We start from the raw sequence: 12,343 nt of genomic DNA on the forward strand, positions 1-12,343 counted from the left end.
AGATCGGTCTCTGCTCTTGTCCATCGTCCCTGATCTGTTCAGATTCTGTTGGTGTCGTATGGATGTGCTCGGTGAGTTATTGATAATTCTTCTGTCACCTAACTGTCAACAGAAAAATAGTCAAATCAGGCGAGAATCTCTCTATTGCGACTAGGGTCTAGATTTTTTGGATTGACAACCCAGTTGAAATTGGCGCCCGTTGTTATTTGCCAGTCGATGACATGATTCTGGGCGCGCTGGTGAGGTTTCGCGTGAGCGACCCGAGTGGATCGGGATCATGTCGATCCAAGCCAGCTCCGGGATGCTTCAAGAGCGGAGCAACGCGGCGCTAACTCAAGTATGCGTATCGAAATGGTTCAATCAGTGCGTAGGACGCAGATGTCGAGCGACACGTCTGATCGCAGCGAGTGATCACTCGGGCGAACACCGGCATTTGCCTCCGGGATGCAGCGATTAGCCACAGGCAGCACAGCGCTTAGCCCGTATCCAACCCATGCTTGCGCAGCTTGCGATACAGCGTATTGCGGCTGATGCCCAAGGCATCGGCGGTGCGGCTGACATTCCAGCGATGGCGTTCGAGTTGCTGTTGCAACACCAGGCGCTCGGCTTGATCGAGTGCGACGCGGCCGGGCATGTCGTCGGCCGCCACCGCGCGGCCATCGACCAGACACGGCGCGCTGCCGGCATCGACGATTTCCTGCGGCAGATTCGGTAGCCGGATCACGCCATCGCTGCACAGCACCGCCGCCGTGCGCAGCACATTGCGCAGCTGGCGTAGATTGCCCGGCCAGGCGTAGCTCAGCAGTTTGTGCATCGCTTCTTCGCTGATGCGCACGCTGTGCTCGCTGTTTTCTTCGCGCAGCAAGGTGCGGATCAGCTCGGCCTTGTCGCTGCGCTCGCGTAGCGGCGGCAGATGCAGCACCACGCCATTGAGCCGGTAATACAGATCCTCGCGGAACTCGCCGGCTGCCACCCGCTGCGCCAGATCGCGGTGGCTGGCGCTGATCACGTGCAGTTCCAACGGTACCGCGCGTTCGCTGCCTAACGGCGTGACGGATTGTTCTTCCAGCACGCGCAACAGGCGGCTCTGCAACGGCAGCGGCATGTCGCCGATTTCATCCAGAAACAGCGTGCCGCCACTGGCCTGCAGCAATTTGCCGTGGCGGCCTTCGCGCGCCGCGTCGGTGAAGGCGCCGCGTGCATAGCCGAATAATTCGCTTTCGATCAGCGCTTCTGGAATCGCGGCGCAATTGATCGCCACAAACGCACCATTCGCCCAGGGCGAGCCCCGATGCACTGCCTTGGCGAACTCTTCCTTGCCGGTCCCGGTGTCGCCACGCAGCAAGATCGACACGCGATGCGCTGCCAGTTTCAACGCATTGGCCAGGTTGTGGCGCATGCGCGGATCCGAGCCCACATGCTCACCGGGTTGCAGCTCGGTATCCGGCGCCAGCTGTGCCGGCCCGCCCACCGCCGGCAGCGCCGGACGTGCACGCGGCGGGCGCACCAGTGCGTAGAAACGTCGCCCGTGGCAGGCGCAGCGGATCGACCACAAGGTGCCGGCATCGCTGCCGGCACGGTGCTCGAGGGTGTCGAAATCCAGCTGCATCACCTGCGAAATATTGCGGCCCACCAACTGGCTGCGATCGATCTTGCCGAGCTGCTCCAGTACCGCCTCGTTGACCGCCAACACACGGCCATCCGTATCGATCGCGATCAGCGCTTCATGCAGCAACCCGGCAAACTCGGGCCGGCTATGGAAGCGCAGGATGAAAGCGTGACCGAACTGATTGAGAAAATGCGAGCGCGAGATCTGCGCCGCCGACATGCTCACCAGGGCCACGGTGTGGCGCTGGATCTGCTTGCCGTCCTGCGCATCGGGCGTGGAGGCATCCAGCACCGCCAGCAGGCCGCCGTGCGGGTCCAGGATCGGCGCGCCGCAGCACGACAATGGCAGATGGCGGGTCAGATAGTGTTCGCCACGGTGCACGCTCACCGCCGTGCGCTCCACCGCGCAGGTGCCCAGACCGTTGGTGCCCTGATGACATTCGGCCCAGCTGGCGCCGCAGAACAGGCCGGCCTGGCGAAATTCGCGCAGCAGCGTCGGGTCATGCACGCTGTGCAGCACTGTCGCTTCGGCATCGGCAAAGATCACCGCATAACCGCTGCCGGCGATCTGTTCGTAGAGGTTTTCCATTTCCACCTTGGCGATGCGCAGCACCTCGCCCAGACGCTGCTGGCGCTCGCGCACGTGCAAGGCATCGTGCACCAGCGCTTCGGGTGGTGCCTCGGGCAACAGCGAATGCTCGTCAAGGCAGCGTCGCCACGAGCGCGACAGTGGCGCGGCCAACGGGGCGATGTCGCGCAGCCGGCGGATCTGCCGGAGCACATCCGGTTCGATCTCAGGCAGGGCGATGGACGTAGCGGCGACAACGCTTGGCTCGGACATGGGCCAGCGTTCCTCAGTGAGCGCGAAGCGTCAGTAGAGGCACAGATCGGGCTGATGCTCAAACTGCATTGCAGCAACTGCATTGCAGCAAATTGCGTTGCTGCAACTGCATGGCTGATGCGGATGCCACGGCCAGCGATGGCAGGTGCCGGTGTGGTGGTTGTTCGCTCAATACCGAGTGAGACAAACGAGCCCCTCTCCTGCGGGAGAGGGGTTGGGGTGAGGGTACGGTGCGAAGCCTCATGCTGTTGGAACTGCACGTGGCTTCGCTCGTACCCTCATCCGCCCCTGCGGGGCACCTTCTCCCGATGGGAGAAGGGTAGAGCGCACTCTACGCTGCTCATCTGAGCAGCCTCAGAGCGCGTAACCAAACTGCTGCTTGAACTGGTCGTTGAACTCGGTGAAATCGAAGCGCTGATTCTGCGTGCCCGGATGTTCCACCTTCAGTGCGCCCATCAAATTGCCCATCCGACCGATCGTCAGCCAGTCGTAGCCGCCCTGGATGCCGTAGATCAGCCCGGCGCGGAAGGCGTCGCCACAGCCGGTCGGGTCGACCACGCGGCGCTCGTGCGCCGGCGGGATGTCGTAGGTCTTCTCCGGCGTATGCACCAGCGCACCCTTCGGGCCTTGCGTGGTGATGTAGGCCTGCACGCGCGAGACGATGTCCTTCTCGTCCCAGCCGGTGCGTTCCTGCAGCAGGTTGGACTCGTAGTCGTTGACCACCACGTACTGGGCTTGCTCGATGAACTGGCGCAGCTCCGGGCCGTTGAACAACGGCATTGCCTGGCCGGGATCGAAGATGAAAGGGATACCGGCGGCAGCGAACTCTTCCGCGTTCTGGATCATGCCTTCGCGCCCGTCCGGGCCGACCAGGCCCAGGGTCACGCCGGGCACGTCGCGCACATGGTTTTCGTAACTGCGCATCATCGCGCCCGGATGGAACGCGGTGATCTGGTTGTTGTCGTGGTCGGTGGTGATGAACGCCTGCGGGGTGAACAGATCATCGATGATCTTCACCCGCGACAGGTCGATGCCCAGCGCTTCGAAGTGTTCGCGATAGGGGCCGAAATCCTGGCCAACGGTACCCATTGGAATCGGCGCGCCGCCGAGCAGATGTAGGTTGTAGGCGATGTTGCCGGCGCAGCCGCCGAACTCGCGGCGCATGCGCGGTACCAGGAACGACACATTCAGGATGTGCACCTTGTCCGGCAGGATGTGATTCTTGAACTGGTCCGGGAACACCATGATGGTGTCGTAGGCGAGGGAACCACAGATCAGTGCGGACATCGAGTCAGGCCTTTGCGTAGGGAAATACCCGCCAGTTGCCGGGCATGGCAGCGGGGCGGCGCGAACGCCGCGGCGCAAAGGGTAACGGCTGCGACCGATCAGGGCCACAACCGCATGCCATGCCCGGCGTGACCGGCACATGAAAACCCGGCCGAAATACCTGATTTTTCCTTGCTCGCACCGGGGGGGATTGCTAGGCTAGTGGACTTCGTTTTTCGCCCATTTTTTCGCCACTCTGGCGGCAGGGCACGCGACTCCTCAGGAACGGCTCCCCCGATGTTCAAGAAACTCCGCGGCATGTTCTCCAACGACCTGTCCATCGACCTGGGCACGGCCAATACGCTGATCTACGTGCGCGGGCAGGGAATCGTACTGAACGAACCATCGGTGGTGGCGGTACGTCAGGACCGCGCAATCGGCGGCACGCGCTCGGTGGCTGCGGTCGGCGCAGAAGCCAAGCAGATGCTCGGCCGCACGCCTGGTCACATCACCACGATCCGCCCGATGAAGGACGGCGTCATCGCCGACTTCACCTACACCGAAGCGATGCTGAAGCACTTCATCAAGAAGGTGCACAAGTCGCGCTTCCTGCGCCCGAGCCCGCGCGTGCTGGTGTGCGTGCCGGCCGGCTCCACCCAGGTCGAGCGCCGCGCCATCAAGGAATCGGCGGAAGAGGCCGGTGCGCGCGATGTGTATCTGATCGAAGAACCGATGGCCGCTGCGATCGGTGCCGGCATGCCGGTGACCGAGGCGCGCGGTTCGATGGTCATCGACATCGGCGGCGGCACCACCGAGGTGGCGGTCATCTCGCTCAACGGCATCGTCTACTCGCAGTCGGTGCGTGTGGGCGGCGACCGCTTCGATGAGTCGATCACCAACTACGTGCGCCGCAACCACGGCATGTTGATCGGTGAAGCCACCGCCGAGCGCATCAAGCTGCAGATCGGCTGCGCCTACCCGCAGGACGTGGTGCAGGAGATGGAAATCTCCGGCCGCAACCTCGCCGAGGGCGTGCCGAAGATGATCAAGATCAACTCCAACGAAGTGCTCGAAGCGCTGCATGAGCCGCTGTCGGGCATCATCTCCGCGGTCAAGCTGGCGCTGGAGCAGACCCCGCCGGAACTGTGCGCCGACGTCGCCGAGCGCGGCATCGTGCTCACCGGTGGCGGCGCGCTGTTGCGCGACCTGGACCGCCTGATCTCCGAAGAAACCGGCCTGCACGTGCAGGTGGCCGACGACCCGCTCACCTGCGTGGCCCGTGGTGGCGGTCGCGCGCTGGAGCTGGTGGACATGCACGGCAACGAGTTCTTCGCGCCGGAGTGATGGGGACGGGAATCGGGAATCGGGATTGGGGAATCGTAAAAACATTCCCTGCCTGCGGCCCTGCGCGGTTGCTACGCGGTTCCGCCGATTTGAGTTTTAGCCTCAGCCGCACCGAGGGCAGCACAGCGCTCTCCGATTCCCCATTCCCGACTCCCCATTCCCGGCCCTGAAAGTGCCCTCCTACGCCGGTCCTCCCGTCGCCTCCCGTCCGGGCGAAGTCACTTCCACGCTGCGCTTGCTGGTCTATCTGGTGCTGGCGATCGTGCTGATCGCGCTCGATAGCCGCGGTAGCTGGCTGAGCCAGCTGCGCATGCAGGCCAATCTGCTGATCCAGCCGATCTGGGCGGTGGCCGGGCTGCCGGGGCGGATCGGCTCGCAGGTGCGCGACAATGCCGCCACCCACGCGCAACTGGTGGAAGAAACCCGCACGCTGCGCAATCAGCTGCTGGTGGCCAATGCACGCCTGACCCGGCTGCAGACCGCCGCGCTGGACAACGCGCAGCTGCGCGAACTGCTCAACGTGGCCGAGCGGCGCGGCCTGGACGTGCAGCTGGCGCCGATCCTGGATATCGACCTGGACCCGACCCGGCAGCGTCTGTTGCTGGATGCCGGCAGCCGCGATGGCGTGCTGATGGGCCAGGCGGTGATCGATGCCGGCGGTCTGATGGGGCAGGTGATCGAAGTGACGCCGCTGCATTCGACGGTGCTGTTGCTCACCGACCCCGACCACGCGGTCCCGGTCAGCGTCGCGCGCAACGGCGTGCGCCTGATCGTCTACGGCCGTGGCGACCGGCTCGAACTGCGCGACATCCCGCTGAGCGCCGGCGTGCAGGTGGGCGACGAGATCGTCACCTCGGGCCTGGGTGGCCGCTTCCCGGCGGGTTTCCCGGTCGGCAAGGTGTCCGAGCTGCATCCCGACGACACCCACGCCTTCCTGGTCGGCGAACTGACCCCCGCCGCCAAGCTCGATCGCGGCCGCGACGTGTTGTTGTTGCGCGCCGGCAAACCGTTGCGGGTGGTGCCTGGGGCCGGGAGTGGGGAGTCGGGAGCTGGGATTCGCAACGGCAACAGCAACGGCAATAGCAACAGCAACAGCAACAGCAACAGCGTCGAGGCGGCTGCGGCCAGCGCGCCAGCGATTGCGCCGGTGACCGCAACACCACGCACGCCGGCGGGCGGAGTTTCCAACACAGCGATTGATCCGGCACGCCCGACGGCCGAAGCGGCATCGGGCACCGGCACCGCGCCGCGTGCACGGTCCGCATCGACACCCGCCGCGCCCGGCGCGCAGCCGGCCCGCGCGCGAGCGTCCGTCCGTCCGTCCACCACGCTGGCCCGCCCCCCCGCGTCGAACGCATCCAACATCCCGATTCCCGATCCCCGTCCGGCTTCGCCGCAGGGCGTGCGGGCGGCGGGAACAGGGAATGGCAGCGGCGCGCAGACGCCAGCTGGCCGTGCGAGCGGTGCGCGGCCGCCGCAGAACACCGCTCCTACCGATTCCCCACTTCCGACTCCCGATTCCCGCCCGTCTCAACCGGAGACGGACCAATGACCCGCATGCGCAACACCTGGATCCTGCCGGTGAGCTTCGTCATCGCGCTGGTGCTGGGCCTGCTGCCGCTGCCGCTCGCGGTGCAGCCGCTGCGTCCTTACTGGCTGGCGCTGGTGCTGGCGTACTGGGTGATCGAAGAGCCGGACCGGGTCGGGCTGGGCATCGCGTTCGTGGCCGGCGTACTGGCCGATCTGCTGTACGGCGGGCTGCTCGGCGAGCAGGCGCTGCGGCTGGTGATCTTGACCTTCATCCTGCAGCGCTTTCGCGCGCGGATGCGCTTCTTCCCGGTGTCGCAGCAGGCGCTGGCGATCGGTGGGTTGCTGCTGAACGACCGCATCGTGTCCTCGGCGGTGCATCTGGCCGTGGGCGAGCCGACCCTGCCGTGGAGCTACTGGTGGGCGCCGCTGCTGGGCATGGCGCTGTGGCCGCCGCTGTTCGTATTGCTGGATGCGGTGCGGCTGGGCAAGCGGAGCAAGAAGTAAGCCATGCACGGGCGTCGTCACCCCAAGAACCCGCACGCGGAAGCCGAGCAGTTCCGCCGGCGTGCGGTGCTGGGCTTTGTGATGGTGGTGGTGTGCCTGGTCGGCCTGGGCGGCTGGTATTTCAAGCTGCAGGTGCTCGACCACGAGGTCTATGCCACCCGCTCGGAAGCCAACCGCATCAAGCCCAAACCGGTGGTGCCCGGGCGCGGCATGATCTACGACCGCACCGGCCGGCTGCTGGCCGAGAACGTGCCAGCCTTCCGCCTGGATGTGACCCCCGACAAGGTCACCGACATGGCCGCCATGCTCGCCGCGCTGGGCAAGGTGATCCCGATCGCGCCCGAGGATCTGGAACGCTTCAATCGTGAGCGCAAGGCGCGCCGCAGCTTTCTGCCGGTGACGCTCAAGCTGCGCATGAGCGATGAGGAAATGGCGCGCTTTGCGGTGGAGCGCTGGCGCTTTCCCGGTGTGGAGCTGGAGCCGTATCTGACAAGGCGCTATCCGTTCGGCCCGTTGTTCGCGCACATCATCGGCTACGTCGGCCGCATCGACGAAAAAGATCTGGCGGTACTGGGCGAGGGCAATGCTGCGCTCACCCACATGGGCAAGTCCGGGCTGGAGCGCTATTACGAGCAGGATCTGCGCGGGCAGGTCGGCTACGAGCAGGTCGAAACCAATGTGCAGGGACGGGCGATCCGCACCGTCGGCCGGGTCGCGCCGCAGTCGGGCGCGGACCTGCGGCTGTCGGTGGATGCCGATCTGCAGCGCGCAATGGTGGCCGCATTCGGCGAGCACGAAGGCGCGGCGATCGCCATGGACCCGCGCACCGGCGAGATCCTGGGCATGGTCAGCCTGCCCAGCTATGACCCCAACCTGTTCGTCAACGGCATCTCGCATACCGACTTCCGCATGCTCAACGACAACCCCTCGCGGCCGCAGTTCAACCGGCTGGTGCTGGGTGGCGTGGCGCCGGGCTCCACGCTCAAGCCGCTGATCGCGCTGGCCGGGCTGGATAGCGGCCTGCGTCGGCCGGAAGACCGGGTGTTGTCCACCGGCATGTTCTACCTGCCCGGCGTCAGCCGCGGCTGGGGCGACTCGCACCGTGGCGGGCATGGCTGGACCGATCTGCGCAAGTCGATCGCCCAGTCGGTCAATACCTATTACTACCGCTTGGCGGTGGACATGGGCATCGAGCGCTTCGACCACTACATGGGCGGGTACGGCTTCGGCGCGCCCACCGGGGTGGACCTGCTCGGCGAAATCGGCGGCATCCTGCCGTCGCCGGCCTACAAGTACAAAACCCGTAAGGAGCGCTGGTACCCCGGCGACACCGTCAATATCGCCATCGGTCAGGGCGACTGGAAGGTGACCCCGCTGCAGCTGGTGCGCGGCATCTCGGGGATCGCCAGCGGCCTGCTGCAGCGTCCGCATCTGGTGCTGGAAGAGCGCACCGGCTTCGATCATCCGTGGCAGCCGATGATCCAGCCGCCGGGCAAGCCGATCAGCCCGAATCCTGCGCATGTGCAGGTGGTGCGCGAGGGCATGATGGACACCATGCGCCCCGGCGGCACCGGTTATGCCATCACCCCCGGCGCACCGTACCTGATGGCCGGCAAGACCGGCACCGCGCAGGTGGTCAGCCGCAGGGGCGTGGCGGCGGTGGACCCGCGCAGCCTGCCGATGCATTTGCGTCACCGCGGCCTGTTCGTCGGTTTCGCACCGGCCGACAACCCGGTCATCGCGGTGGCGGTGGCGGTGGAGGGTGGCGGCTTCGGTACCAGCTCGGCGGCGCCGATCGCACGCAAGATTTTCGACGCCTGGCTGCTCGGCAAGATGCCCGCCGGCCTGGAGCCGTTGGACAGCGAGCTCGGCATGACCGCCGTAGGCGTCAACCAGTTCGAGGCCGGCGCCACCGATGCGCGTGCGGCTGGCGATGCGGCCGCCGCCACGCTGGCCGAGTTGCCGGTGGTGATCGGCCAGACCGCCGTTGCCCTGGATCCCAACACGCCCGCCCAGCCTGTGGTGCCGGATGTGCCGGACGCGGTCCAGGAGACCGACCATTGACTGACATCCTGCGCTGGCTGGTGGACATGGTGGCGCGCTTCACGCGCAGCCTGGACTGGGTGCTATGTCTGGCGCTGGGTGCGTTGATGGTGATCGGCCTGTCGGTGCTCAAGAGCGCCGGCGGCGCCGCCAACGGCGATCATCTGGTGATGGCGCAAGGCGTGCGCTTCGTCATCGGCCTGGCCGCGATGTGGGGGATTTCGCGCATGTCGGTGCTGCGCCTGCGCGCCTGGACCCCGTGGGTCTACGGCTTGTCGATGCTGCCGCTGCTGGCGGTGTTCGCACTGGGCACCGGTAAGTACGGCCGCCAGTGGCTGGATCTGAAACTGTTTTACCTGCAGCCGGCCGAGTTGTTGAAGATCAGCCTGCCGATGATGGCGGCCTGGTATCTGCATCGCATGCCGCTGCCGCCGCGCATCTCCACCGTGTTGGTCACCTGCATGATCATCGGCGTGCCCACTGCCTTGATCATGCTGCAGCCGGACTTCGGCACCGGCGTGCTGATCGCCGCCAGCGGCGTGTTCGTGCTGCTGCTGGCCGGCTTGCCTTGGTGGTGGGTGGCAGTGGGCGTGGGCGGTGTTTCGGCGGCCGCGCCGGTGGCCTGGTTCTGGCTGCTGCGGCCGTACCAGAAGGACCGCATCATGATGTTTCTCAACCCGGAAAACGATGCGCTCGGCGCGGGCTGGAACATCATTCAATCCAAGATCGCGATCGGCTCCGGCGGCTTCGACGGCAAGGGTTGGGGACTCGGCTCGCAATCGCATCTGAACTTCATTCCCGAGCAGACCACCGACTTTGCGTTTTCGGTGCTCAGCGAAGAATTCGGCTGGATCGGCGTGGCCACCGTGCTGACCTTGTATCTGATCGTGATCGGGCGCTGCCTGTGGATCGCCTCGCAAGCGCGCGACACCTATTCGCGGCTGATGGCCGGTGCCACCGGGCTGGCGTTCTTCGTCTACGTGCTGGTCAACGGCGGCATGATTTCCGGCCTATTACCAGTGGTCGGCGTGCCGATGCCGCTGATGAGTTACGGCGGCACCTCGGCCGTGTCATTGCTGGCCGGACTGGGCCTGGTGATGGCGGTCAAGGCGCATCGTCCTGTGCATGGGTATTGAGCTAGGCCTGGGTATGCAGGCAGATGCAAAGCATTACATCGCCTAGCGACAGACCGTCGATTGCAAGGACCACTCAAAGCCAAGGCACTCGATCAGATCTGGAGGGGACATCTAGCGTGTAATCCACGATCTGAATTACCGCTTAGGTATGCGTTCTACTCAATATGAGTAATCAGGTGCCCAAGCTTTTGTGGCGGTGCGTACCGATCCCGTGCCGTAGGCTGATCCTGTAATCTGATAGACGATTGTCTGATGAAAAAGCCAAGGATCCGAGGATGAAAGGCACCGCATCATGAAAGGAAAGATCAAGATCGGCGTCGCCATTGGGCTCTTGCTGTTTGCCTTAATCGGAGGGGTTCTCCTCTCCGGTCAGTTGATCCTGATGCTGTTGAAGGTGGCTGGGCCGCTCAGCTTTGGCACCTACTGGTCTTATATCAAAGCGCTCGACCTCCCGCAGTTCGCTCCCTATGCCAGCAAGATCAAGCTGGCCGGCGCCATCGGCTTCGGCGTGCCGCTCCTGGCATGGTTCGCACTGCTGATCCCGCTGTTTAAGCCAAAGGCGGCCGCCTTGCATGGCGACGCGCGCTTTGCTTCGGGCAGTGATCTGGCCAAGAAGGACATGCTCAAACCGTCGCCAACCGGCATTGTGGTTGGCAAGCACGGTGGCAAGTTGGTGCGCTTGCCCGGTCAGCAGTTTGTGATCCTGGCCGCGCCCACGCGTTCGGGCAAGGGCGTGGGCATCGTCATTCCCAATCTGCTCGACTACCAAGGCTCCGTGGTGGTCCTGGACATCAAACAAGAAAATTTCGACCTGACCTCGGGCTGGCGTAAGAGCCAAGGCCAAGAGGTCTTTTTGTTCAACCCCTTTGCCGAAGATGGGCGCACCCACCGATGGAATCCGCTGAGCTACATCTCGCCCGATCCCGCCTTTCGCGTGTCGGACCTCATGAGTGTCGCGGCCATGCTCTACCCAGATGGCTCCGACGCCCAGAAGTTCTGGGTGAGCCAGGCCCGCAATGCTTTCATGGCGTTTACGCTCTATTTGTTCGATAGCTTGGACGATCAGATCAAGCGCAAGCACCCGAAAGAGACCTGGATGTTCCCAACCCTTGGGATGCTCTATCGCGTGACATCTGGCGATGGGAGCGACTTGAAGGGCTACCTCAAAAAGCTCTCGCAGCGCGAGTTCCTGGGCCGCGACGCCAAGACCGCCTTCGACAATTTGCTCTCGCAAGCCGAGGAGACCTTTGCTTCGATCATGGGCACGTTCAAGGAGCCGCTCAACCAGTTCATCAATCCGATCCTGGATGCATCAACCAGCGACAACGACTTCCTGCTGACTGATGTGCGCAAGAAGAAGATGAGCATCTACATCGGCATCCAGCCGAACAAGCTGGCCGAAAGCCGCTTGTTGATCAACTTGCTGTTTAGTCAGCTCATCAATCTCAACACCAAAGAGTTGCCGCAGAACAACCCGGCGCTCAAACACCAGTGCTTGCTGTTGATGGACGAGTTCACGTCCATCGGCCGGGTCGACATCATCGCAAGCGCGGTGAGCTACATGGCCGGCTACAACATACGTTTGCTGCCGATCATCCAGAGCATGGCGCAGCTGGACGCGACCTATGGCAAGGATGTCTCGCGCACCATCATCACCAACCATGCCTTGCAAATTGTCTATGCCCCGCGCGAGCAGCAAGACGCCAACGACTACTCGGACATGCTCGGCTACACCACGGTGCGCAAGAAGAACAAGTCGCACACCAGTGGCAAGCAAAGCAGCGTGTCCTACTCCGAGACCGAGCAACGCCGTGCCTTGATGCTGCCGCAAGAGTTGAAGGCGATGGGCTTTGACAAGGAAGTCTTCCTCTATGAAGGCATCCCAAGCCCGGTGCTCTGCGAGAAGATCAAGTATTACGAAGATGCCTATTTCACCAAGCGCTTGTTGCCGAAGGTGAAGATCGAAGCCTTAAAGATGGTCCCCGCATGAGTGATAGCACGTCTTCCAATAGGCCTCTAAGTAGATCAAAGGCTGATGGAGTCCATGGTCAACAGCTGCTGCGTGATCGGG

At 64.1% G+C, this 12,343-nt stretch carries 8 protein-coding genes; 6 read left to right on the forward strand and 2 right to left on the reverse strand.

What is annotated here, in order from left to right:
• Nucleotides 1-475: 475 nt before the first annotated feature.
• Both NDY25_RS14740 and NDY25_RS14745 read right to left on the reverse strand, forming a co-directional pair.
• On the reverse strand, nucleotides 476-2,449 hold the full coding sequence (locus NDY25_RS14740) for a sigma-54-dependent Fis family transcriptional regulator (RefSeq protein ID WP_023905170.1): 1,974 nt from the start codon (nucleotides 2,447-2,449) through the stop codon (nucleotides 476-478).
• Between the two features lie 354 nt (nucleotides 2,450-2,803).
• Complete coding sequence (locus NDY25_RS14745) at nucleotides 2,804-3,736, reverse strand: carbohydrate kinase family protein (protein WP_006452026.1); 933 nt, start codon at nucleotides 3,734-3,736, stop codon at nucleotides 2,804-2,806.
• Between the two features lie 276 nt (nucleotides 3,737-4,012).
• Here NDY25_RS14745 and NDY25_RS14750 point away from each other — a divergent pair, with 276 nt between their 5' ends.
• The 6 genes from NDY25_RS14750 to NDY25_RS14775 all read left to right on the forward strand — a co-directional run bounded on the left by NDY25_RS14750 (nucleotide 4,013) and on the right by NDY25_RS14775 (nucleotide 12,262).
• Nucleotides 4,013-5,059, forward strand: a complete 1,047-nt coding sequence (locus NDY25_RS14750) for a rod shape-determining protein (protein ID WP_023905168.1) — start codon at nucleotides 4,013-4,015, stop codon at nucleotides 5,057-5,059.
• A 172-nt stretch (nucleotides 5,060-5,231) separates the two neighbouring features.
• Entirely contained in the window at nucleotides 5,232-6,611 is a 1,380-nt protein-coding gene (gene mreC / locus NDY25_RS14755) for a rod shape-determining protein MreC (protein ID WP_168958650.1), read from the forward strand.
• A complete protein-coding gene (gene mreD, locus NDY25_RS14760) occupies nucleotides 6,608-7,093 on the forward strand; it encodes a rod shape-determining protein MreD (protein ID WP_256627539.1) in 486 nt (161 codons plus the stop codon). The genes mreC and mreD overlap by 4 nt, the downstream gene beginning before the upstream one ends.
• 3 nt (nucleotides 7,094-7,096) lie before the next feature.
• On the forward strand, nucleotides 7,097-9,157 hold the full coding sequence (gene mrdA / locus NDY25_RS14765) for a penicillin-binding protein 2 (RefSeq protein ID WP_006451889.1): 2,061 nt from the start codon (nucleotides 7,097-7,099) through the stop codon (nucleotides 9,155-9,157).
• Entirely contained in the window at nucleotides 9,154-10,272 is a 1,119-nt protein-coding gene (gene rodA, locus NDY25_RS14770) for a rod shape-determining protein RodA (RefSeq protein ID WP_168958648.1), read from the forward strand. The genes mrdA and rodA overlap by 4 nt, the downstream gene beginning before the upstream one ends.
• Before the next feature lie 292 nt (nucleotides 10,273-10,564).
• Nucleotides 10,565-12,262 (forward strand): type IV secretory system conjugative DNA transfer family protein, encoded by a 1,698-nt coding sequence (locus NDY25_RS14775; protein ID WP_168958647.1) that lies wholly within the window; start codon nucleotides 10,565-10,567, stop codon nucleotides 12,260-12,262.
• The last annotated feature ends 81 nt before the right edge of the window (nucleotides 12,263-12,343 follow it).

This window comes from Xanthomonas hortorum pv. pelargonii, from assembly GCF_024499015.1.
GTDB lineage: Bacteria > Pseudomonadota > Gammaproteobacteria > Xanthomonadales > Xanthomonadaceae > Xanthomonas > Xanthomonas hortorum_B.

What these genes read in the sequence shown, in the direction of transcription:
- NDY25_RS14775 (WP_168958647.1), top strand. Translation starts at nt 10,565, where the DNA reads ATGAAAGGAAAGATCAAGATCGGCGTCGCCATTGGGCTCTTGCTGTTT.
- mreD (WP_256627539.1), top strand. Translation starts at nt 6,608, where the DNA reads ATGACCCGCATGCGCAACACCTGGATCCTGCCGGTGAGCTTCGTCATC.
- NDY25_RS14740 (WP_023905170.1), bottom strand. Translation starts at nt 2,449, where the DNA reads ATGTCCGAGCCAAGCGTTGTCGCCGCTACGTCCATCGCCCTGCCTGAG.
- NDY25_RS14745 (WP_006452026.1), bottom strand. Translation starts at nt 3,736, where the DNA reads ATGTCCGCACTGATCTGTGGTTCCCTCGCCTACGACACCATCATGGTG.
- NDY25_RS14750 (WP_023905168.1), top strand. Translation starts at nt 4,013, where the DNA reads ATGTTCAAGAAACTCCGCGGCATGTTCTCCAACGACCTGTCCATCGAC.
- mrdA (WP_006451889.1), top strand. Translation starts at nt 7,097, where the DNA reads ATGCACGGGCGTCGTCACCCCAAGAACCCGCACGCGGAAGCCGAGCAG.